The 21891-nt window shown below is 69.0% G+C and carries 19 protein-coding genes; 18 read left to right on the plus strand and 1 reads right to left on the minus strand.

Annotated elements, in window-relative coordinates; all coding sequences use genetic code 11:
* The first annotated feature begins 30 nt into the window (after positions 1-30).
* The 18 genes from coq7 (at position 31) to lpxC (ending at position 21263) form a co-directional block, all read left to right on the plus strand.
* Positions 31-657, plus strand: a complete 627-nt coding sequence (gene coq7, locus M1D55_RS11555) for a 2-polyprenyl-3-methyl-6-methoxy-1,4-benzoquinone monooxygenase (protein WP_064577263.1) — start codon at positions 31-33, stop codon at positions 655-657.
* A 447-nt stretch (positions 658-1104) separates the two neighbouring features.
* Positions 1105-1533, plus strand: coding sequence for a division/cell wall cluster transcriptional repressor MraZ (gene mraZ / locus M1D55_RS11560; RefSeq protein ID WP_006577764.1), 429 nt, complete (start codon positions 1105-1107; stop codon positions 1531-1533).
* Positions 1534-1540: 7 nt separating this feature from the next.
* Positions 1541-2539, plus strand: a complete 999-nt coding sequence (gene rsmH, locus M1D55_RS11565) for a 16S rRNA (cytosine(1402)-N(4))-methyltransferase RsmH (RefSeq protein ID WP_023263707.1) — start codon at positions 1541-1543, stop codon at positions 2537-2539.
* A complete protein-coding gene (gene ftsL / locus M1D55_RS11570) occupies positions 2536-2889 on the plus strand; it encodes a cell division protein FtsL (RefSeq protein WP_006579884.1) in 354 nt (117 codons plus the stop codon). Before rsmH ends, ftsL begins: the two co-directional genes overlap by 4 nt.
* Positions 2886-4730 (plus strand): peptidoglycan D,D-transpeptidase FtsI family protein, encoded by a 1845-nt coding sequence (locus M1D55_RS11575; RefSeq protein ID WP_006579883.1) that lies wholly within the window; start codon positions 2886-2888, stop codon positions 4728-4730. Before ftsL ends, M1D55_RS11575 begins: the two co-directional genes overlap by 4 nt.
* Positions 4727-6268, plus strand: coding sequence for a UDP-N-acetylmuramoyl-L-alanyl-D-glutamate--2,6-diaminopimelate ligase (locus M1D55_RS11580; RefSeq protein WP_456282224.1), 1542 nt, complete (start codon positions 4727-4729; stop codon positions 6266-6268). Before M1D55_RS11575 ends, M1D55_RS11580 begins: the two co-directional genes overlap by 4 nt.
* Positions 6269-6318: 50 nt before the next feature.
* Positions 6319-7746, plus strand: coding sequence for a UDP-N-acetylmuramoyl-tripeptide--D-alanyl-D-alanine ligase (locus tag M1D55_RS11585; protein WP_456282696.1), 1428 nt, complete (start codon positions 6319-6321; stop codon positions 7744-7746).
* Positions 7747-7839: 93 nt separating this feature from the next.
* The gene (mraY, locus tag M1D55_RS11590) at positions 7840-9009 is read left to right on the plus strand and encodes a phospho-N-acetylmuramoyl-pentapeptide-transferase (protein WP_023264842.1); all 1170 of its coding nucleotides are present in this window, start codon (positions 7840-7842) and stop codon (positions 9007-9009) included.
* 77 nt (positions 9010-9086) lie between these two features.
* Positions 9087-10619, plus strand: a complete 1533-nt coding sequence (gene murD, locus M1D55_RS11595) for a UDP-N-acetylmuramoyl-L-alanine--D-glutamate ligase (protein ID WP_232207060.1) — start codon at positions 9087-9089, stop codon at positions 10617-10619.
* Positions 10616-11884 carry a putative lipid II flippase FtsW gene (gene ftsW, locus M1D55_RS11600; protein ID WP_006580277.1) on the plus strand — a complete coding sequence of 423 codons (1269 nt, stop codon included), beginning with the start codon at positions 10616-10618 and terminating at the stop codon, positions 11882-11884. Before murD ends, ftsW begins: the two co-directional genes overlap by 4 nt.
* Entirely contained in the window at positions 11881-12957 is a 1077-nt protein-coding gene (gene murG / locus M1D55_RS11605) for an undecaprenyldiphospho-muramoylpentapeptide beta-N-acetylglucosaminyltransferase (protein WP_456282225.1), read from the plus strand. The genes ftsW and murG overlap by 4 nt, the downstream gene beginning before the upstream one ends.
* A gap of 44 nt (positions 12958-13001) precedes the next feature.
* On the plus strand, positions 13002-14528 hold the full coding sequence (gene murC / locus M1D55_RS11610; protein WP_456282226.1) for a UDP-N-acetylmuramate--L-alanine ligase: 1527 nt from the start codon (positions 13002-13004) through the stop codon (positions 14526-14528).
* Positions 14525-15517 carry a D-alanine--D-alanine ligase gene (locus tag M1D55_RS11615; protein ID WP_064577257.1) on the plus strand — a complete coding sequence of 331 codons (993 nt, stop codon included), beginning with the start codon at positions 14525-14527 and terminating at the stop codon, positions 15515-15517. The genes murC and M1D55_RS11615 overlap by 4 nt, the downstream gene beginning before the upstream one ends.
* A 36-nt stretch (positions 15518-15553) precedes the next feature.
* Positions 15554-16486, plus strand: coding sequence for a cell division protein FtsQ/DivIB (locus M1D55_RS11620; protein ID WP_456282227.1), 933 nt, complete (start codon positions 15554-15556; stop codon positions 16484-16486).
* The gene (gene ftsA / locus M1D55_RS11625; RefSeq protein ID WP_006579112.1) at positions 16483-17715 is read left to right on the plus strand and encodes a cell division protein FtsA; all 1233 of its coding nucleotides are present in this window, start codon (positions 16483-16485) and stop codon (positions 17713-17715) included. The genes M1D55_RS11620 and ftsA overlap by 4 nt, the downstream gene beginning before the upstream one ends.
* A gap of 174 nt (positions 17716-17889) precedes the next feature.
* Positions 17890-19083: a cell division protein FtsZ gene (gene ftsZ / locus M1D55_RS11630; RefSeq protein ID WP_006579111.1), complete on the plus strand. Its 1194-nt coding sequence runs from the start codon at positions 17890-17892 to the stop codon at positions 19081-19083.
* Positions 19084-19585: 502 nt separating this feature from the next.
* The gene (locus M1D55_RS11635) at positions 19586-20092 is read left to right on the plus strand and encodes a redoxin family protein (protein WP_456282228.1); all 507 of its coding nucleotides are present in this window, start codon (positions 19586-19588) and stop codon (positions 20090-20092) included.
* Between the two features lie 253 nt (positions 20093-20345).
* Positions 20346-21263, plus strand: coding sequence for a UDP-3-O-acyl-N-acetylglucosamine deacetylase (gene lpxC / locus M1D55_RS11640; RefSeq protein ID WP_456282229.1), 918 nt, complete (start codon positions 20346-20348; stop codon positions 21261-21263).
* A 92-nt stretch (positions 21264-21355) separates the two neighbouring features.
* Here the strand turns inward: lpxC and M1D55_RS11645 are convergent, their stop codons facing one another.
* Positions 21356-21856, minus strand: a complete 501-nt coding sequence (locus M1D55_RS11645) for a DciA family protein (protein ID WP_456282230.1) — start codon at positions 21854-21856, stop codon at positions 21356-21358.
* Positions 21857-21891 lie beyond the last annotated feature (35 nt).

Raw genomic sequence — 21891 nt, forward strand, 5'->3', positions numbered from 1 at the left:
CGTCACGCGTGCCGCCTCCGCCGTACCGACATGGACAAGCTGATCCACGAATTCGACGTCGCCCTGCGCGCCATCACCGGCGCGACCCGAGCGGGGCGGCCCAGCCCGGCCGAGCCGCTGGGCGAGCATGACGACACGCAACTCGACGCCGGGGAGCGCCGGCATGTCGCCGGGCTGATGCGGGTCAACCATGTCGGCGAGGTCTGCGCCCAGGCGCTGTACCAGGCGCAGAAGCTGACCGCCCGCGATGGCGCGGTGCGCGCGCAGATGGATGCCGCCGCGCGCGAGGAAGAGGATCACCTCGGCTGGTGCGCCGAGCGCCTGCGCGAACTGGGCTCGCGACCGAGCCTGCTGAACCCGCTGTGGTATGCCGGCGCCTTCGCCATCGGCTGGCTGGCCGGACGCGCCGGCGACCGCGCCAGCCTGGGCTTCGTGTCCGAGACCGAGCGCCAGGTCGAGCAGCACCTGACCGGCCATCTCGAGCAACTGCCCGCCGCCGACGCGCGCTCGCGCGCGATCCTCGAGCAGATGCGCGACGACGAGGCCCGCCACGGCGCCAGCGCGCGCGAAGCGGGGGGTATCACGCTGCCGGCCCCGGTACGTGCGGCGATGCGCGCGGCCTCGCGCGTGATGACCACCACCGCCTATCGGATCTGACCGGTCATCCCGAACTCGCGCGCGGCGCCGGACCGCCTGGACCGGCCCGCGCTGCGGGCTCGCCCCAAGGGCCCCCGGCACCGAATCGTTGTATCCTTTGGCCGGGCTCGGGACCGCGGTATTTCCTTGCGCCAGCGACTTCTCCCCTCGTAGTTCTCAGGTGGTTTCTCGGCTTTCTCCCCTAAGACCTTCATTTCATTAGGAATTCACCTTCCTGGTGCGCGCTCGCGCTGCGCTAAGTCATTGTTCTGATTCCGAAAAACGCCTTTTTGGCACCGTTGACGAGCCTTGACCGCCCAATAGGCTTCCTCTAAAGTGGGGAATAGTGTGAGGAAGTGTATTTTTGTGTGAGGAAAGGGCTTCGGTGTGGGATGATGTGCACTAGCCGAAGCGGACCAGTCAACGCCACGCCAAGCCGCCGCAGGCAGGCGCGGGACGGGGGTGAACTTGTTTCAGGGAGCATCGGCGCTCTCCCTCGATGCCAAGGGTCGGATGTCGATTCCGACGCGGCACCGGGAAGCGCTGCAACAACAGGCCGAGGGCCGGGTGACGCTGACCAAGCACCCGGATGGATGCCTGCTGCTCTTTCCCCGGCCGGAATGGGAAACCTTTCGCACACGGATTGCGGCGTTGCCGATGGACGCGCACTGGTGGAAGCGCATTTTTCTGGGCAATGCCGCGGACGTCGAAATGGACAGCGCCGGGCGCGTGCTGATCGCGCCGGAGCTGCGCAGCGCCGCCATGCTGGACAAGGAAGTGATGCTGCTCGGCATGGGCAGCCATTTCGAGGTCTGGGATGCCGCGACCTACGCCGCCAAGGAACAGCAGGCGATGGCCCAGGGCATGCCTGAAGCATTGAAGAACTTCTCTTTCTGAAGTGGTTATGGAACCGACCCGTACGCCGGGGCCCACCCCCCTGCGCCATCGCACCGTGCTGCTCGACGAAGCCGTCGATGCGCTCGTGTGGCGGCCCGACGGCGTGTACGTGGACGGTACCTTCGGCAGGGGAGGGCACAGCCGGGCCGTGCTGGCGCGGCTGGGACCCGAAGGGGCACTGGTCGCCTTCGACAAGGATCCGGCAGCAATCGCAGAAGCGGGCACCATCAAGGATGCCCGCTTCTCTATTGAGCACGCGAGCTTCGCCGCCATGGGCGAGCGCCTGGCCGGCGCGAAGGTCGCGGGCGTGCTGCTCGACCTGGGGATCAGCTCGCCCCAGATCGACGACGCAGCGAGGGGGTTTTCGTTTCGGTTCGAGGGCCCGCTCGACATGCGCATGGACACCACGCGCGGCATCACTGCCGCCGAGTGGCTGGCGCAGGCCGACGAGCAGGACATCGCGAGGGTGATACGAGACTATGGGGAAGAACGGTTTGCTGTACAGATTGCAAAGGCGATTGTTGCTCGCCGGAGCGAACCCGGCGATGGCGGACGCCTCGCCACTACTGCCGACCTTGCCGCGCTCGTGGCGAAAGCCGTCAAGACACGCGAGAAGGGTCAGGACCCTGCGACCCGCACCTTTCAGGCTCTACGGATTTTCATCAATCAAGAGCTTGCGGACCTCGAAAGCGGTCTGAGCGCGGCCTACGATCTGCTCGAGGTAGGGGGACGGCTGGTGGTGATCAGCTTTCATTCGCTGGAGGACCGCATCGTCAAGCGGTTCATGCAGGCGCACGCACGCCCGCAGCAGGACGCCGATCCGGCGCTGCGGCGCGCGCCGCTGCGCGCGGCCGACCTGCCCCAGCCCACGATGAAGCTGCTCGGCCGGCTCAAGCCCGGCCCCCAGGAAGTCGCCGACAATCCCCGCGCGCGCTCGGCCGTGATGCGCGTCGCTGAAAAACTGGCGCCCGCGGCGCCGACACCGCAGGGCGGGGCGCGCGCATGAACCGCCTGACCTTCTTCCTGCTCGGCGCACTGATCCTGTGCGCGCTGTCGCTGGTCAGCGCCCAGCACGAGGCGCGCACGCTGTTCGTCGCGCTCGAGCGCGAGCAGTCGGAGGAGCGCCAGCTCGAGACCGAGTGGTCGCGGCTGCAATACCAGCAGAGCGCGCTGTCCAAGAGCGCGCGCATCGCCGACGCGGCCCGCGCGCAATTGAAGATGTCGCCGGTCAGCCCGGGCCGCACCCAATACCTGCAGGGCATCGTGCTGCCGCGCGCCGAGGGCGCCGCGGCCGGCGAAGGGGCCAATGGCGCAGACAAGCAGCAGTCCAGCGCCAACGCGGAGGCCCGTCCATGACGATGGCCCGCCCCAGCCTGAACCGCCCGCGCGCCGCGCGGCCGGCCGCCACGCGTCCGCGCTCCGGTCAGTTCTCGGCCAGCCCGGTGCTCGGCCTGCGCCTGCCGATGTGGCGCTCCAAGCTGGTGGTGTTCCTGATGTTCGCGGCGTTCGTCGCGCTGGCCGTGCGCGCGCTGTGGATCCAGGGCCCCGGCAACCAGTTCTACGAGGCCGAGGGCAAGAAGCGCTTCCAGCGCACGCTCGAGCTGCCCGCCACGCGCGGCAAGATCCTGGACCGTAACGGCCTGGTGCTGGCCACCAGCCTGCCGGTCAAGGCGATCTGGGCCGTGCCCGAGGACGTACCGTCGAGCCTCGATGCAAGCAAGCTGCGCCAGCTCGCCCGGCTGCTCGACATGTCCGAGAAGGAGCTGCGCAAGAAGCTGACCGAGGACAAGAGCTTCGTCTACCTGAAGCGCCAGGTGCTGCCCGATGTCGCCGAGAAAATCGCCGCGCTGAAGATCGACGGCGTGCACCAGAGCGGCGAGTACAAGCGCTTCTACCCGGAAGGCGAGGCGATGGCGCACATCGTCGGCTTCACCAACGTCGAGGACCGCGGCCAGGAAGGCATGGAGCTGGCCCGCGAAGGCGTGCTGGCCGGCAAGGCCGGCGCGCGCCAGGTCATCAAGGACCGGCTCGGCCGCGTGGTCGAGGACATCGGCGTGCTGCGCAGCCCGCGCGACGGCCAGGACCTGCAGCTGTCGATCGACGCCAAGATCCAGTACCTGGCCTTCAACGAGGTCAAGGCGGTGGCCGAGCGCAGCAAGGCCAAGGCGGCCAGCGCGGTGGTGCTCGACGCGCAGACCGGCGAGGTGCTGGCGCTGGCCAACTGGCCCAGCTACAACCCGAACGACCGCGCGCGCCTGTCCGGCGAGCAGCTGCGCAACCGCGTGCTGACCGACACCTTCGAGCCCGGGTCGATGATGAAGCCGATCACCGCCGCGCTCGCGCTGCAACTGAAGCGCGTGACGCCGTCGACGGTGTTCCAGACCGACGGCCGCTACACCTTCGAACGCGCGACGATCTCGGATACCCACAACTACGGGCCGCTGACCGTCGCCGGCGTGATCCAGAAGTCCAGCAACATCGGCACCATCAAGATGGCGATGCTGATGAAGCCGCAGGAAATGTGGGACATGTTCACCAGCCTGGGCCTGGGCCAGGCGCCCAAGCTCGGCTTCCCCGGCGCCGCCGCCGGCCGCGTGCGCCCGTACAAGAGCTGGCGGCCGATCGAGCAGGCGACGATGTCGTACGGCTACGGCCTGTCGGTGTCGCTGATGCAGATGGCGCACGCCTATACGATCTTTGCCCACGACGGCGAACTGATCCCGATCACGATGTTCCGCACCGACGGTCCGGCCAGCGGAGAGCGCGTGATCTCGCCCCAGGTCGCGCGCGATGTGCGTGGCATGCTGGAAATGGTGACGGCTCCGGGCGGCACCGCGACGCAGGCCCAGGTGATGGGCTACCGCGTCGGCGGCAAGACCGGCACCGCCTACAAGCACGTCGGCCGCGGCTACGACCGCAGCAAGTACCGCGCCTCGTTCATCGGCCTGGCGCCGATGTCGAACCCGCGCATCATCGTCGCCGTCAGCGTCGACGAGCCGACCTCCGGCAGCCACTATGGCGGCGCGGTTGCCGGCCCGGTGTTCGCCGCGATCACCGGCGGCACGCTGCGCGCGCTGAACGTCCAGCCCGATTCGCCGATCCGGCAACTGGTGGTCACCGAGAGCGTGCCCGAGACCCTGCCCGATACGCCGCCCGAAACCCTGTCCGCCCGCGGATCCGGGAGCACCGCCCGATGACCGCCCGCAGCAAGCACGCCGCCCTCGAACAGGCCGCTGCCAAGGCAGCGGCCTGGTTGCGCCAGCACGCAGCGGACACGGCCCGCCTGACCGGCGACACGCGCCGGCTGCGCCAGGGCGACGTCTTCTTCGCCTATGTGCTCGGCAACGCGCGCCTGTCGACCGACGCCCGCCCGTATATCGCCGAGGCGCTGGCGCGCGGCGCCGCCGCGGTGGTCTACGAGAGCCGCGGTTACGACTGGCCGCATGGCGACGCCGTGCCGCATCTGCCGATCGAAGGGCTGGAGCGGCTGGCCGGGCCGATCGCCGCCGCCTGGTACGGCAACGCGGCGCGCGGCCTCGCGATCACCGGCATCACCGGCACCAACGGCAAGACCTCGTGCAGCCAGTGGCTCGCGCGCGTGCTGCAGGCCGCCGGCACCCGTTGCGCGACGATCGGCACGCTCGGCAGCGGCTTTCCGGACGCGCTGCAGCACACCGGCTTCACCACGCCCGATGCGGTCCAGCTGCAGGACAGCCTGGCCGAGCTGCATGCGGCCGGCGCGGCCGCGGTGGCGATGGAAGTGTCCTCGCACGGTCTCGAGCAGGGCCGCGTCGCCGGCACGCCGTTCCAGGTCGCGGTGCTGACCAACCTGACCCAGGACCACCTCGACTATCACGGCACCATGGCCGAGTACGAGGCGGCCAAGACGCTGCTGTTCCATTGGCCGAAGCTGCAGGCCGCGGTAATCAACCGCGACGACGCGATGGGCCGGCGCCTGCTGGCGGCCGGCATGGCGGCGCGGCAGGTGATCGAGTACGGCATCGGCGGCCCCGCCGGCGCGACCGGCTTCAGCGGCGGCGCGGCGTGGCTGCGCGCGACCGGCGTCAAGGCGACCCCGACCGGCACCGTGTTCAAGGTCGACGGCAGCTTCGGCAGCGCCGAGGTCACCACGCCGCTGATCGGCGAGTTCAACGTCAGCAATCTGCTGGCCGTGCTCGGCGCGGCGCTGGCCAACGGCGTCGCCTGGGACGCGGCGCTGGCCGCGCTGCGCGCGCTGCGCCCCGTGGACGGCCGCATGGAGCTGTTCGGCGGCCAGGAAGGGCCGCTGGCCGTGGTTGACTACGCGCATACGCCCGACGCGCTGGAGAAGACGTTGAACGCGCTGCGGCCGGTGGTGGCGGCGCGCCAGGGCCGGCTGTGGTGCGTGTTCGGCTGCGGCGGCGACCGCGATCCGGGCAAGCGCCCGCAGATGGGGGCGGTGGCCGAACGCCTGGCCGACGAGGTGGTGCTGACCAGCGACAACCCGCGCAGCGAGGACCCGCAGGCGATCCTCGATGCGATCGCCGACGGCATGCGCGACTTCCGCCGTGGCCGCCAGATCGAGGACCGCGCCGCGGCGATCCTCTATGCGGTCAAGCATGCCGGCGCAAACGACGTGGTGCTGGTGGCCGGCAAGGGCCACGAGGCCACGCAGGAAATCCAGGGCCGCAAGCGGCCGTTCTCCGATCGCGAACATGTGCGCCTGGCGCTCGCGGCGCGCGGAGTCTCGGCATGAGCATCGGCATGAGTCACGAGATGAAGGCGATGGCCAATCCGGAACAGGCGATGACCGACCTGCAGCAGGCCGCGGGCTGGATCGCCGGCGCGCGCGTGGAAGGCGATGGCACACGGCGGTTTACCCGCGTGCATACCGACAGCCGTACCGTCGAGCCCGGCGACCTGTTCGTCGCGCTGCGCGGCGAGCGCTTCGACGCGCACGATTTCATTGCCGACGTGGCCGCCAAGGGCGCCGCCGCGGTGCTGGTCGAGCGCGATGTCTCCGCCGCGGCGCCGGGCTTGCCGGCGATCGTGGCACTCGACACGCGCATCGCGCTGGGCCAGCTCGGTGCCGGCTGGCGCGCCCGCTTCACGCTGCCGACGGTGGCGGTGACCGGCAGCAACGGCAAGACCACGGTCAAGGAAATGATCGCGGCGATCTTCGCCGCGGCGGTCGGCGAGCCGCAGCGGCTCGCCACCGGCGGCAACCTGAACAACGACATCGGGCTGCCGCTGACGGTGCTGCGGCTGCGTCCGAGCCACCGGCTCGCGGTGCTCGAGCTCGGCATGAACCATCCGGGCGAGACCGCAACGCTGGCGGCGATCGCGCAGCCCACGGTCGCGGTGATCACCAACGCGCAGCGCGAACACCAGGAATTCATGGTCAGCGTCGAGGCCGTCGCGCACGAGCACGCCAGCATCCTGGCCGCGCTGCCGGCCGACGGCACCGCGGTGTTCCCGGTGGACGCGGCCAGCGGCGGCGCGCATGCCGGCATCTGGCGCGCCGCCGCCGGCAGCCGGCCGGTGCTGACCTTCGGCCTGGCCGAGGGCGGCAACGGCGGCAACGGCGGCCAGGCCGACGTCAGCGCCGAAGTGAGCCTGGACGATGGCGTGCAGCGGCTGCGGGTGCGCGCGCCCGGCCGTGCCTTCGAGGTCCGGCTGGCGCTGCTCGGCATGCACAACGTGCGCAATGCGCTGGCGGCGATCGCCTGCGCGCTGGCCGCCGGCGTCGAGATCGACGCGATCCAGCGCGGCCTGGCCGGCTTCGCGCCGGTCAAGGGCCGGCTGCAGGTCAAGCGCGCCGCTGTCGGCACCGTGGTGATCGACGACACCTACAACGCCAACCCCGACTCGATGCGCGCTGCCATCGACGTGCTGGCCGGCTTCGCGCCGCCGCGCGTGCTGGTGATTGGCGACATGGGCGAGGTCGGCGATCAGGGACCGGCGTTCCACGCCGAGATCGGCGCCTATGCGCACGCGCGCGGCATCGAGACGCTGTGGGCCACCGGCGAGGCCTCGCCGCATGCGGTGCAGGCGTTCGGCGAGGGCGCGCGGCACTTTGCCGGCGCCGGCGAACTGGCGGCGACGCTGGCCGCGGATGCCGACGGCACCGTCGCGCGCGCGAGCGCGGTGTTGGTCAAGGGTTCGCGCTTCATGCGGATGGAACGCATGGTGGACGCGCTGGTGGCGCCGCCGGCGCCGGCGACGCAGGGTTGATGCTGAACGGTAGTGAAGCTTAACGATTGATTGGAATTGGCCGCAGGCCCCGAACCAGGGACACCGCGGCAGCAGACTGGAAACCGAAGAACGATGTTATTGGCCCTGGCCCAATGGCTGCAAGATGACTACAGCTTCCTGCGGGTCGTCAACTATCTGACCTTCCGCGCCGTGATGGCCAACCTCACGGCGCTGGTGATCGGCCTCGCGCTCGGTCCGTGGGTGATCCGCAAGCTGACCGAAATGAAGATCGGCCAGGCGGTGCGCACGATCGGCCCGCAGACCCATCTGGTCAAGTCCGGCACGCCGACCATGGGCGGCGTGCTGGTGCTGCTGTCGATCGGCATCTCGACGGTGCTGTGGTGCGACTGGGGCAACCGCTTCGTCTGGGTGGTGATGCTGGTGACGTTCGGCTACGGCGCGATCGGCTGGGTCGACGACTACCGCAAGGTCGTCTACCGGGATCCGCGCGGCATGTCGAGCGGCGAGAAGTATTTCTGGCAAACGCTGATCGGGCTGGTCGCCGCGGTCTATCTGGCCTTCTCGATTTCCGAGGCGAGCAACGTCAAGGTGTGGGAGCTGTTCCTCAGCTGGGTCGAGGGCGGGCTGTCGCTGGACATGCCCTACAAGTCGAACCTGCTGGTGCCCTTCTTCAAGGAGGTCAGCTATCCGCTCGGCGTGGCCGGCTTCATCGTGCTGACCTATTTCGTGATCGTCGGCTCGAGCAACGCGGTCAACCTGACCGACGGCCTCGACGGCCTGGTGATCATGCCGGTGGTGCTGGTCGGCAGCGCGCTCGGCGTGTTCGCCTACGTGATGGGCAATGCGGTCTACAGCAAGTACCTGCTGTTCCCGCATATCCCGGGCGCCGGCGAGCTGCTGATCTTCTGCTCGGCGATGGCTGGCGCCGGCCTCGCGTTCCTGTGGTTCAACGCGCATCCGGCGCAGGTGTTCATGGGCGATGTCGGCGCGCTGGCGCTGGGCGGGGCGCTCGGCACCATCGCCGTGATCGTGCGCCAGGAGATCGTGCTGTTCGTGATGGGCGGCGTGTTCGTCGCCGAGACGGTGTCGGTGATGCTGCAGGTCACCTGGTTCAAGTTCACCAAGCGGCGTTATGGCGAAGGACGGCGGCTGTTCCGCATGGCGCCGCTGCACCACCACTTCGAGTTGAGCGGGTGGAAGGAAACGCAGGTCACGGTCCGCTTCTGGGTGATCACGCTGCTGCTGGTGCTGATCGGCCTCTCGACGCTGAAGTTGCGCTGAAGCCGGACTGACTGAATTCGCGCGGATGCGCGTTCGCAAGATCGATCGACGACAGGAAATCAAAGGCAGGAAACGAAGTGTTTGGCGAGTTGCAGACCCCTGATGTGCTGGTACTGGGCCTCGGTGAATCGGGCCTGGCGATGGCGCGCTGGTGCGGCCGGTATGGCTGCGCGCTGCGCGTCGCCGATACCCGTCCGGCGCCCGCCAATCTTGCCTTCCTGCAGGCCGAGCTGCCCTCGGCCGAATTCGTCGGCGGCCCGTTCACCGCCGCGCTGCTCGACGGCATCGGGCTGATCGCGATCAGCCCGGGCCTGTCGCCGGCCGAAGCCGACACCGGCGCGCTGCTGGACGCGGCGCGCGAGCGCGGCATCCCGGTGTGGGGTGAGATCGAACTGTTCGCGCGCGCGCTGGCGCATCTGCAGGCCGAAGCGGGCTACGCGCCGAAGCTGCTGGCGATCACCGGCACCAACGGCAAGACCACCACCACCGCGTTGACCGGCCGGCTGGTCGAGCGCGCCGGCAAGACCGTCGCGGTGGCCGGCAATATCAGCCCGTCGGCCCTGGACAAGCTGTCGGCCTGCATCGCCTCGGCGACGCTGCCCGATGTCTGGGTGCTCGAACTGTCGAGCTTCCAGCTGGAGACCACGCATACGCTGGCGCCGCACGCGGCCGCGGTGCTGAACGTCACGCAGGACCACCTGGACTGGCACGGCACGATGCAGGCCTACGCGGCGGCCAAGCAGCGCATCTTCGGGCCGGCCGGCGGCGATGGTTCGCAGTGCGTGCAGGTGCTGAACCGCAACGACCGCCTGACGATGGAGATGGCGCGCCCGGGCACCGTGCCGGTGACCTTCGGCACCGACCTGCCGGAAGTGCCGGGCAGCTTCGGCATCCTGCGCGAGGGCGGCATGCCCTGGCTGGTGCTGGCCGAACCCGATGGCGAGGCCGACGAGGCGAAGCCGCGCCGCCGCAAGGGCGCCGCCGGCGACGAGGCCGCGCCGGTGCCGGTGCGGCACAAGCGCCTGATGCCGGCCGACGCGCTGCACATCCGCGGCATGCACAACGCCACCAACGCGATGGCGGCGCTGGCACTGTGCCGCGCCATCGATCTGCCGCTGAACGCGCTGCTGCACGGCCTGCGCGAATACCGCGGCGAACCGCACCGGGTCGAGTGGCTCGCCACGATCGACGATGTCGAGTACTTCGACGACAGCAAGGGCACCAATGTCGGCGCGACCGTCGCCGCGCTGTCCGGGCTGGACAAGCGCGTGGTGCTGATCGCCGGGGGCGAGGGCAAGGGCCAGGACTTCTCGCCGCTGGCCGCGCCGGTCGCGCAGTACGCGCGCGCGGTGGTGCTGATCGGCAAGGCCGCCGCCGAGTTGCGCGCGGCGCTGGAAGGCACCGGCGTCGCGCTGCTCGATGCGGGTTCGCAGGAGGGTGCGCTGGAGGCCGCGGTGCGGCTGGCCGCCGAGCAGGCGCAGCCGGGCGACGTGGTGCTGCTGTCGCCGGCCTGCGCGAGCCTGGACATGTTCCGCAACTACGTGCACCGCGCGCAGGTGTTCCGCGCCGCGGTCGAAGAACTGGCGCTGTCCCGGGGGATCATGCCATGAGCGAGATGCAGGCAGAGCGCCAGGCCAAGCGCAGCGGCTTCGTCGGCGCCACCATCGTCGGCGCGACCATCGGCAACGCCTGGGAAGGGCTGCGCGATGCGGTGTCGGGCGTCAAGCCGACCCGTTCACGGATGATGGAATACGACCAGCCGCTGCTGTGGGTCGCGATCGTGCTGCTGTCGCTCGGCCTGGTGATGGTCTACTCGGCGACGATCGCGCTGCCCGATTCGCCGCGCTTTGCCAATTACCGCGAGAGCCATTTCCTGATCCGCCATGCGTTCTCGCTGCTGATCGGGTTGGGCGTCGGCCTGCTGGCCTTCCAGATCCCGGTCAAGTACTGGGATCGCTATGCGCCCAAGCTGTTCGTGCTGGCGCTGATCCTGCTGATCATCGTGCTGGTGCCCTTCATCGGCAAGGGCGTCAACGGCGCGCGCCGCTGGATTCCGCTGGGCCTGATGAACTTCCAGCCGTCCGAGCTGATGAAGCTGGCGGTGGTGCTGTACGCGGCCAACTACACGGTGCGCAAGCAGGAATGGATGCAGAGCCTGGGCAAGGGCTTCCTGCCGATGGGCGTCGCGGTGGCGGTGGTCGGCATGCTGCTGCTGCTCGAGCCCGACATGGGCGCGTTCCTGGTGATCGCCGCGGTGGCGATGGGCATCCTGTTCCTCGGCGGCGTCAACGGCAAGCTGTTCGGCGCGCTGGTGGCGATCGCGGTCGGCACCTTCGCGCTGCTGATCGCGGTGTCGCCGTGGCGGCGCGAGCGGATCTTCGCCTATCTGGACCCCTGGCGCGAGGAATACGCGCTGGGCAAGGCCTATCAGCTGACCCATTCGCTGATCGCGTTCGGCCGCGGCGAATGGGCCGGGGTCGGGCTGGGCGGCAGCATCGAGAAGCTGCACTACCTGCCCGAGGCGCATACCGACTTCATCCTGGCCGTGATCGGCGAGGAACTCGGCTTCATCGGCGTGCTGGCCGCGATCGTGCTGTTCTACTGGCTGGTGCGCCGCGCCTTTTCGATCGGCCGCACCGCGCTGCAGCTGGACCGCACCTTCGCCGGCCTGGTGGCGAAGGGCATCGGCATCTGGATCGGCTGGCAGGCCTTCATCAACATGGGCGTGAACCTGGGACTGCTGCCGACCAAGGGGCTGACGCTGCCGATGGTCAGCTATGGCGGGTCCGGGATCCTGATGAACTGTGTGGCGTTGGCGCTGCTGCTGCGCATCGATTACGAAAACCGCGTATTGATGCGTGGAGGGAAGGTATGAGTTCCACGCAGCAGCGCACGCTCCTCGTGATGGCGGGCGGCACCGGGGGCCATGTGTTCCCGGGGCTCGCCGTCGCGCATGCGTTGCGCGCGCAGGGCTGGCGCGTGGTCTGGCTCGGCAACCGCACCGGCATGGAAGCGACGCTGGTGCCGAAGCACGATATCCCGATGGAGTTCATCCAGTTCGGCGGGCTGCGCGGCAAGGGACTGCTGACCAAGCTGCTGCTGCCGCTGAACCTGCTGCGTGCGTTCTGGCAGAGCATCGGCGCGCTGCGCCGGGTGCGCCCGAGCGTGGTGCTCGGCATGGGCGGCTATATCACCTTCCCGGCCGGCATGATGGCCTCGCTGCTGGGCCGGCCGCTGGTGCTGCACGAGCAGAACTCGATCGCGGGGCTGGCCAACAAGGTACTGGCCAGGGTCGCCGACCGCGTGCTGTGCGCATTTCCCCAGACGCTGCCCGGCGCCGAGTGGACCGGCAATCCGGTGCGCGACGAAGTGGCGGCGCTCACCGAACCGGCCGCGCGCTACGACGGCCGCCAGGGTCAGCTGCGGGTGCTGGTGGTCGGCGGCAGCCTCGGCGCCGCGGCGCTGAACTCGGTGGTGCCGCAGGCGCTGGCGATGCTGCCCGAAGGCGAGCGGCCGCTGGTGCGGCACCAGGCCGGCGTCAAGCAGATCGATACGCTGCGGGCCAATTACGCCGCGGCCGGGGTTGCGGCCGAGGCCGTGCCGTTCATCGACGACATGGCGCAGGCCTACGCCGAAGCCGATCTGGTGATCTGCCGCGCCGGCGCGATGACGGTATCGGAGGTGGCGGCAGCCGGCGTGGCGGCGCTGTTCGTGCCGTTTCCGCATGCGGTGGACGACCACCAGACGACCAACGCGCGCTTCCTGTCGGAACAGGGCGCCGCGCTGCTGGTGCAACAGGACGCATTGACCGCGGAAGGGCTGGCGCAGACGCTGGCGCAGCTGTCGCGGCCGCAATTGAAAGAGATGGCGCTGCGCGCGCGCGGACTGGCCAAGCCGGATGCGACCCGGCGCGTGGCGCAGGTCTGCAGCGAGCTGGCCAGGGATTAGTACGGGGAACCGACGGGATCGAGGTCCACCGACAAGCAGGATTCATGAAGCATATCGTCAAGAACATCCACTTCGTAGGCATCGGCGGCGCCGGCATGAGCGGCATCGCCGAGGTGCTGCTCAATCTCGGCTACCGGGTGTCCGGTTCCGACATGGGGAGCAACGCCGCGACGCGCCGCCTCGCCGCGCTGGGCGCGACGGTGATGCACGGCCACGATGCCGCGCATATCGCCGGCGCCAACGCGGTGGTGGTGTCGACCGCCGTCAGCGGCGACAACCCCGAGGTGCTGGCGGCGCGCGCCAAGCGCATTCCGGTGGTGCCGCGCGCGGTGATGCTGGCCGAACTGATGCGCCTGAAGCAGGGCGTCGCGATCGCCGGCACGCACGGCAAGACCACCACCACCAGCCTGGTGGCGTCGGTGCTGGCCGAGGGCGGGCTCGATCCGACCTTCGTGATCGGCGGCCGGCTGAACTCGGCCGGCGCCAACGCGCGGCTGGGCACCGGCGACTTCATCGTCGCCGAGGCGGACGAATCGGACGCGTCGTTCCTGAACCTGTTCCCGGTGATCGAGGTGATCACCAACATCGACGCCGACCATATGGACACCTACGGGCATGACTTTGCCCGTCTGAAGCAGGCCTTCGTCGAATTCACGCAGCGGCTGCCGTTCTACGGCATCGCGGTGCTGTGCGTCGACGATCCGAACGTGCGCGAGATCCTGCCCTTCGTGTCCAAGCCGGTAGTCCGTTACGGCTTCGCCGAGGACGCGCAGGTGCGCGCCGTCAACCCCCGCGCGGTCGACGGCCAGATGCATTTCACGGTGCTGCGCCAGCTGAACAACCATAGCGAGCCGCCGCTCGACGTGGTGCTGAACCTGCCGGGCCTGCACAACGTGCAGAACGCGCTGGCGGCGATCGCGATCGCCACCGAGCTCGAAGTGCCCGACGCCGCCATCGTCAAGGCGCTGCGCGAATTCCACGGCGTCGGCCGGCGCTTCCAGCGCTACGGCGAGGTGGCCTGCGCGGACGGCAGCGGCACCTTCACGCTGGTCGACGACTACGGCCACCACCCGGTCGAGATGGCCGCGACGCTGGCCGCCGCGCGCGGCGCGTTCCCGGGCCGCCGCCTGGTGCTGGCGTTCCAGCCGCATCGCTTCACGCGTACGCGCGACTGCTTCGAGGACTTCGTCAAGGTGCTCGGCACCGTCGACGCGCTGCTGCTGGCCGAGGTCTACGCGGCCGGCGAGGCGCCGATCGTCGCCGCCGACGGCCGCGCGCTGACGCGCGCGCTGCGCGTCGCCGGCAAGGTCGAGCCGGTCTTCGTCGAGCGGATCGACGACATGCCGCAGTCGATCCTGGACGCCGCGCGTCCGGGCGACGTGGTGGTGACGATGGGCGCCGGCACGATCGGTGCGGTGCCGGGCCTGCTGGTGTCGGGCCAGGCCGGGGCCTCATCGACGGCCACGCCTTCCACGGCATCCGCGGCATCTTCCTCTTCGCAACCCGCTGCCCAGCCAGCGTCGCAACAACCAGTGCAAGCGGCCGTGCCGCAAGCCGGAGGCCAGGCATGAGCTTCGTCCCCAATCCCCAAATCGATCCGAAGACGCTCGGCAAGGTCGGCGTGCTGATGGGCGGCCGGTCGGCCGAACGCGAAATCTCGCTGCTGTCGGGCCAGGGGGTGCTGGCCGCGCTGCGGTCGCGCGGCGTCGACGCGCATGCCTTCGATCCCGCGGTGCAAGGCGTCGCCGAACTGGCTGCGGCAGGCTTCGACCGTGTCTTCATCGCGCTGCACGGCCGCTACGGCGAGGACGGCACCATGCAAGGGCTGCTCGAGCAGCTGGGCATCCCGTACAGCGGCAGCGGCGTGCTGGCCTCCGCGCTGGCGATGGACAAGCCGGCCACCAAGCGGCTGTGGAGTACCCATGGCTTGCCGACGCCGCGCTTCGCGATGCTGACCGCCGACTGCACCGAGCGCGAGTTCGACGCGGTGGTGGCGGACCTGGGCCTGCCGCTGATCGTCAAGCCGGCGCGCGAAGGGTCGTCGATCGGGCTGACCAAGGTCACGGACGCGAGCCAGATGCGCGCCGCCTACGAGAAGGCCGCCGCGCTGGACAACGACGTCATCGCCGAGGCGTTCATCGACGGCGCCGAGCTGACCTGCCCGATCGTCGGCGAGGGGCGCGACGCGCGGGCGCTGCCGGTGATCCGCATCGTCGCGCCCGACGCCAACTACGACTATCAAAACAAGTACTTCACGGACGTTACCCAATACCTGTGCCCCGCGAACCTGGGCGACGAACTCGAGCAGCGCGTGCGCAGCCTCGCGGTCGAGGCCTTCCGCGTGCTGGGCTGCCGCGGCTGGGCGCGCGCCGACGTGATGCTGACCGCCGACGGCCAGCCCTACCTGCTCGAGATGAACACCTCGCCCGGCATGACCGGCCATTCGCTGGTGCCGATGTCGGCGCGCGCGGCCGGCATCAGCTACGAGGACTTCGTGCTGCAGGTGGTCGCCGCGGCGACGCTGGACCTGCATCCGAACGAGCACTGGAAACCCGAATAACCCGCACAACGAAGCCTTCGCGCGCACCGAACCGACATGTGGCACAACGCACGCCTGCTGAACCTGATCGCCACCACGCTCTATGCCGTGGTGGTGGTGATGGCGCTCGCGGCCGGCCTGATGTGGCTGGCGCAGCGGCCGGTGTTCGCGATCACCCATGTCGAGCTGGCGCCGATGTACGGCGGCACGCTGCGCCACGTCAACGCGCCGGCGGTGCGCGCCAACGCGCTGGGCAAGCTGTCGGGCAATTTCTTCACGCTGGACCTGGACGCCGCGCGCCAGGCCTTCGAGTCGGTGCCCTGGGTGCGCAAGGCCAGCGTGCGGCGCGAATGGCCGAGCGGCCTGACGGTCAGGATCGAGGAACACGAGGCGCTCGGTACCTGGGGCGCGCCCGATACCGGCCGGCTGATCAATACCTATGGCGAGCTGTTCGTGGCCAATCCGGCCGAGGCGGAAGAGGACGCCCGTCTGCTCGCGCTCGATGGCCCGCCCGGCAGCGAGGCGGACGTCGTCGACAAGCTCGAGATCATGCGCGACTGGTTCCGGCCGCTGAAGGCCGAACCGCTCGCGGTGACGTTGTCCGGGCGTTACGCCTGGCGGGCCAGGCTGTCCAACGGCATGGTGGTCGAACTGGGACGGGAACAGACCGACCTTGACCGGATGGCGATGGAGGAGCGCGTCAAGCGTTTCGTCATCGCCTGGCCGCAGGTGACGGAGCAGTGGGGCAAGCAGATCGAGTATGCGGATTTGCGCTATCCGAACGGGTTTGCCATCCGGGCAGCCAATGTGCGCTTCCTGACCGAGGCCCAGGCGGCAGCCGCCGCCAAGGCCCGCGAGCAGGGAGCGAGCAATGCGAACGGCGCCAACCGTGCCAATGCCAGTGCCAGTGCAAGCAGCGCGAAGCGTGGCCCGGCTTCCAACAACAATCCGACGCGACTGAGAAAAGAGAACGCGGAGAAAACCCGATGAGCAAGGAATACAAGGACCTGTTGGTTGGTCTGGACATCGGCACCTCGAAGGTGGCGGCGGTGGTCGCGGAATTGCGCCCCGACGGCAGCTACGAAGTGATCGGGATGGGCCAATCCGAGTCCAAGGGGTTGAAGAAAGGGGTCGTGGTCAATATCGAGGCCACCGTGCAGTCGATCCAGAAGGCGCTCGAGGAAGCCGAGCTGATGGCCGACTGCAAGATTGCCGAGGTCTTCACCGGCATTGCCGGCAGCCACATCCGCTCGTTCAACTCGAGCGGCATGGTGGCGATCAAGGACAAGGAGGTGACCCAGACCGATGTGGCGCGGGTCATCGAAACGGCGAAGGCGGTCAACATCCCGACCGACCAGCAGATCCTGCACATCCTGACCCAGGAATTCATCATCGACGGCCAGGAGGACGTGCGCGAGCCGATCGGCATGAGCGGCATCCGGCTGGAGGTCAAGGTCCATATCGTGACCGGCGCGGTCAGCGCGGCGCAGAACATCGTCAAGTGCGTGCGCCGCTGCGGACTGGAGGTGCACGACCTGATCCTGCAGCCACTGGCGTCGAGCCTGGCGGTGCTGACCGAGGACGAGAAGGAGCTCGGCGTGGTGCTGGTCGACATCGGCGGCGGCACCACCGATATCGCGATCTTCAGCGAAGGCGCGATCCGCCATACCGCGGTGATTCCGATCGCCGGCGACCAGATCACCAACGACATCGCGATGGCGCTGCGCACGCCGACGCCCGATGCCGAGGACATCAAGATCCAGTACGGCATCGCCAAGCAGGCGATCGCCGATCCGGAGGAAATGATCGAGGTGCCGGGCGTGGGCGACCGCGGCACGCGCACGCTGTCGCGCCAGGCGCTGGCGGCGGTGATCGAGCCGCGCATCGAGGAGCTGTACTCGCTGGTCCATCAGGTCGTGCGCGAGTCCGGCTACGAGGAATTGCTGTCGTCCGGTATCGTGATCACCGGCGGCACCGCAATGATGCCCGGCATGGTGGAACTGGGAGAGGACATCTTCCTCAAACCGGTTCGGGTTGGCGTTCCCGAGTACCGCGGCAACCTGCACGAGGTCGTCAAGAGCCCGCGCTATTCGACGGTGATGGGCCTGCTGCTGGAAGGCCGCGTGCAACGGATGCGCGGACGCAAGGTGGCGGTGCAGAGCGGTTCGGTCAAGCAGATCTGGACGCGCATGAAGGAATGGTTCGTCGGCAATTTCTGATCGGCGACAGGCATTGATGACACGAATTGGCGACGCGCCGATTGCCGACTGTCCACCGTGGCGGGCCCGGCGCGTTGATGGAGCAGTTTCTTTCTTTTGGTTCTTTGTTCAGGAACCAAGGGTTGCGGCGGGGAGGCCGCAGCGTTTGGCGACTGATTTTTCTCGGAGGCAGTGATGGACTTTGACATGATCGAATCGGAAATGCAGGACGGCACCATCATCAAGGTGGTCGGCGTGGGCGGCGCGGGCGGCAACGCCGTGCAGCACATGATCAACCGCGGGGTGCAGGGCGTCGAATTCATCTGCATGAACACCGATGCGCAGGCGCTCAAGCGCTCGACCGCGGCGCGCGTGCTGCAACTGGGCAATACGGGCCTGGGCGCCGGCGCCAAGCCGGAGGTCGGCCGCACCTGCGCCGAATCGGCGCGCGAACAGATCGCCGACGCGCTGCGCGGCGCGCATATGGTCTTCATCACTGCCGGCATGGGCGGCGGCACCGGTACCGGTGCGGCGCCGATCGTGGCGCAGGTCGCCAAGGAGATGGGCATCCTGACCGTCGGCGTGGTCAGCAAGCCGTTCGACTTCGAAGGCGCGCGCCGCGCGAAGGTCGCCGAGCATGGTTCGGCCGAGCTGGAGAACAACGTCGACTCGCTGATCGTCGTGCTCAACGAGAAGCTGTTCGAGGTGATGGGCGACGACGCCGAGATGGACAAGTGCTTCCAGTGCGCCGATGACGTGCTGCACAACGCGGTGGCCGGCATTGCCGAGATCATCAACGTGGACGGCCTGGTCAACGTCGACTTCGAAGACGTCAAGACCGTGATGGGCGAGCAGGGCAAGGCGATGATGGGCACGGCCACGGTGTCGGGCGTCGATCGCGCGCGCCTGGCCGCCGAGCAGGCGGTTGCCAGCCCGCTGCTGGAAGGCGTGGATCTGTCCGGCGCGCGCGGCGTGCTGGTCAACATCACGGCCAGCCGCTCGCTGAAGCTGTCGGAGACCAAGGAAGTCATGAACACGATCCGCAGCTATGCCGCGGAAGATGCGACCGTGATCTTCGGTACCGTCTACGACGACTCGATGGGCGATGCGCTGCGCGTGACCGTGGTCGCCACGGGCCTGGGCCGCTCGGGCAAGAAGCAGCAGCCGATGACGCTGCTCAAGACCGGTACCGACAACATGCCGGTGCAGATGATGGCCGGCCTGCAGCATGGCTCGGCGCTGCACAGCGCGCCGGACTACAGCGGCCTCGATACGCCGGCGGTGTTCCGCAGCTCGCGCGAAACCGCGTCGGCGCACGTGGCTGCGCTGCAGGAAAAGGGTGTCGACACGTACGACATCCCGGCTTTCCTGCGCAAGCAGGCGGACTGAGCACGGCGCGACGTCGGTCCGCGGCGAGCCGACCCCTCGGCTGGCCGATCGCATCGCCGGCAGGTTGCCGGCCGCGCATCCGCGACAGCGGGGCACGATGGGCGCTCCCCATCCGCCCGTGCCCGCGCTCCGGATGACGGCCGCCGGCCTTTCGCGCGAGCGAGGAGATTGACGCCGCCCGCTGTCCTCCGTCCGCATCCCGTGCCGGGACAGGCGCGCCGCCGGCCGCCTCCCCGGACTGGTCTCCCGCCGTATCCCGGCCGGGATGTGCCTTCCGTCCGCGCGGCGAGCGCAAGCTCGCCGCGCCTGTTTTTGTCAGTTCTGCTTGCCGGCCTGTCGGCGTCCGCCGACAGCCGTGCGCGCCGCCGTCCCACTTGGGATGCCGGAAGGCGGCAACTATGATGCAGACTGGGTTTGGCCAAGGCGATCGCCGTCGTTGCCGCGCCGTCGTTGCCGATGGGCGACGTGGACGCCGACGCCGCGGCTACCTGAGGAAAACGCCATGATCGAAATCGGTGCACGCGTGCCCGACGCGACGCTGTACGAGTACTTCGAAACCGAGACGGGCGGCTGCGCGCTCGGTCCCAACGCCTTCTCGGTCGCCGAGCTGGCCAAGGGCCGCCGCATCGTCGTGTTCGGTCTGCCCGGCGCGTTCACGCCGACCTGTTCCGCACGCCATGTGCCCGGCTTCGTCGAGCAGGCCGAGGCGCTGCGCGCCGCGGGCGTCGACGAGATCTGGTGCGTGTCGGTCAACGACGCCTTCGTGATGGGCGCCTGGGCGCGCGAGCAGGGCACTGCCGGCAAGGTCCGGATGCTCGGCGACGGCAGCGCCGACTGGACGCGTGCGCTGGGCCTGGAGCAGGACCTGGGCAAGCGCGGCATGGGCGTCCGCTCGCAGCGCTATGCGTTGGTGATGGACGATGGCGTGGTCACGCACCTGGCCGTCGAAGCCCCGGGCAAATTCGAGGTCAGCAGCGCGGAAGCGGTGCTCGCGATGTTGCGCGCGTAAGACGGCATGCCGTGCTCCATGGCCGCCGTGACCCGGAGAGTGAGGCATTGAAAGTGCTTGACGGGTCCCTTATAACGCGTCCGTCGACGACTTCGCCGCCATTTCCCGCATCTTTTTCGGGCCTTTACCCGTCGAATGCCACACCGTTAACACGACGAAACAAAACTGGTGCAGCGCAATATTCTCGCCGGTGGTAAGATGCGGTTTATTGGATTTACAGCCCGATAGATTTTAATAATTAGCAGAGGCCGTCATGCTCAAACAGCGCACCATCAAGTCCCTGGTCAAGACCGTTGGCATTGGCTTGCACTCGGGCCGTAAAGTGACGCTGACATTGCGGCCCGCCCCGACCGACACCGGTATCGTGTTCACCCGGGTCGACCTGCCCGAGCCGGTCGAGATTCCGGTCAAGGCATCGGCGATCGGCGATACGCGGCTGGCTTCCGTGCTGCAGAAGAACGGCGCCCGCGTGTCCACCATCGAACACCTGATGTCGGCCTGCGCGGGCCTCGGCATCGACAACCTGTTCGTCGACGTCGACGCCGAGGAAATCCCGATCATGGACGGCAGCGCGGCGTCCTTCGTGTTCCTGCTGCAGTCGGCCGGCATCGAGGAGCAGCCGGCGGCCAAGCGCTTCATCCGCGTCAGGAAGGCGGTGGAGGTGCGCGAGGGCGACAAGCTGGCGCGGCTCGAGCCGTATTTCGGCTTCAAGCTGTCGTTCACGATCGACTTCCGCCATCCGGCCGTCGACAAGACCGGCCAGACCTTCGAGATCGATTTCGGCGACACCAGCTATGTGCGCGAGATCGCGCGCGCCCGTACCTTCGGCTTCGCGCACGAGGTCGAGGCCCTGCGCGAGATGGGCCTGGCGCGCGGCGGCAGCCTGGACAACGCGATCGTGCTCGACGAGCACCGCATGCTGAACAACGAGGAACTGCGCTATGGCGACGAGTTCGTGCGCCACAAGATCCTCGACGCGATCGGCGACCTCTATGTCGTCGGCCATCCGCTGATCGGCGCCTACGTCGCCAACAAGTCCGGCCACGGGCTGAACAACCAGCTGCTGCGCGCGCTACTGGCGGACGAGCAGGCCTACGAGATCGTCAGCTTCGAACGCCAGGAAGAGGCCCCGGCCGCCTTCCTGCCGCAGCTGCAGCCGGCCTTCGCCTGATTATTCAAGGGTGGGTTTGCTCCCCTCGCCCGCTTGCGGGAGAGGGGCGGAGGTGGGGGCAACGGCGCTTGCCAGGCCCCCCGCGCCTGGCCTCAGCGATGCCGCGACAGCAGCGTCTGCACCGCGTCCCGCAGCGGCGAGTCCGGCAAGGTCTGCGCCAATTCCCCCAGGCTGTTCAATCCCGCCGCCGGAACGCCCGTTCTCTTGGGCCGCTCGGCCGGCTCCACGTCCCAGTCGCCGCGCGCGGCGTCGGGCTGTACCCGCACCTTGACCGCATCGATCCGTGCCCCGCGTTGCTGCAGCCGCGCCAGCAGGCTCGGCACGATCTGCCGCACCCGCGCCGCGGCCGCGCCGTGCGCGGCCAGCAGCAGCAGCGTGTTCGGCTGCCCCGGGCTGCGGGTGTCCTGGCGCACACCCCCGATCGCGATGCCGGCGCGCATGCCCGGCGGCAGCAGCGCCATCACCTCGGCTTCCAGCGCGGCCAGCTCGCGCGCCGCCTGCATCAGCGACGACATCGGTCCGGCCTTGGCCAGCCAGTCGTTCAGCGGCTTGGCGTGGGGTGTTTGCAGGGCGTGGTGGGTGAACAGGCGCATGCCGGCATTCTAGCCGCTGCCTGCCTCGAGCGGCC

This window comes from Cupriavidus sp. JZ107, from assembly GCF_053903255.1.

Coding starts and splice junctions, on each gene's coding strand:
- coq7 (WP_064577263.1), top strand. CDS start 31: ATGGACAAGCTGATCCACGAATTCGACGTCGCCCTGCGCGCCATCACC.
- lpxC (WP_456282229.1), top strand. CDS start 20,346: ATGCTCAAACAGCGCACCATCAAGTCCCTGGTCAAGACCGTTGGCATT.
- ftsZ (WP_006579111.1), top strand. CDS start 17,890: ATGGACTTTGACATGATCGAATCGGAAATGCAGGACGGCACCATCATC.
- M1D55_RS11635 (WP_456282228.1), top strand. CDS start 19,586: ATGATCGAAATCGGTGCACGCGTGCCCGACGCGACGCTGTACGAGTAC.
- ftsL (WP_006579884.1), top strand. CDS start 2,536: ATGAACCGCCTGACCTTCTTCCTGCTCGGCGCACTGATCCTGTGCGCG.
- ftsA (WP_006579112.1), top strand. CDS start 16,483: ATGAGCAAGGAATACAAGGACCTGTTGGTTGGTCTGGACATCGGCACC.
- ftsW (WP_006580277.1), top strand. CDS start 10,616: ATGAGCGAGATGCAGGCAGAGCGCCAGGCCAAGCGCAGCGGCTTCGTC.
- M1D55_RS11585 (WP_456282696.1), top strand. CDS start 6,319: ATGACCGACCTGCAGCAGGCCGCGGGCTGGATCGCCGGCGCGCGCGTG.
- M1D55_RS11620 (WP_456282227.1), top strand. CDS start 15,554: ATGTGGCACAACGCACGCCTGCTGAACCTGATCGCCACCACGCTCTAT.
- mraY (WP_023264842.1), top strand. CDS start 7,840: ATGTTATTGGCCCTGGCCCAATGGCTGCAAGATGACTACAGCTTCCTG.
- M1D55_RS11645 (WP_456282230.1), bottom strand. CDS start 21,856: ATGCGCCTGTTCACCCACCACGCCCTGCAAACACCCCACGCCAAGCCG.
- M1D55_RS11615 (WP_064577257.1), top strand. CDS start 14,525: ATGAGCTTCGTCCCCAATCCCCAAATCGATCCGAAGACGCTCGGCAAG.
- murG (WP_456282225.1), top strand. CDS start 11,881: ATGAGTTCCACGCAGCAGCGCACGCTCCTCGTGATGGCGGGCGGCACC.
- rsmH (WP_023263707.1), top strand. CDS start 1,541: ATGGAACCGACCCGTACGCCGGGGCCCACCCCCCTGCGCCATCGCACC.
- M1D55_RS11580 (WP_456282224.1), top strand. CDS start 4,727: ATGACCGCCCGCAGCAAGCACGCCGCCCTCGAACAGGCCGCTGCCAAG.
- M1D55_RS11575 (WP_006579883.1), top strand. CDS start 2,886: ATGACGATGGCCCGCCCCAGCCTGAACCGCCCGCGCGCCGCGCGGCCG.
- murC (WP_456282226.1), top strand. CDS start 13,002: ATGAAGCATATCGTCAAGAACATCCACTTCGTAGGCATCGGCGGCGCC.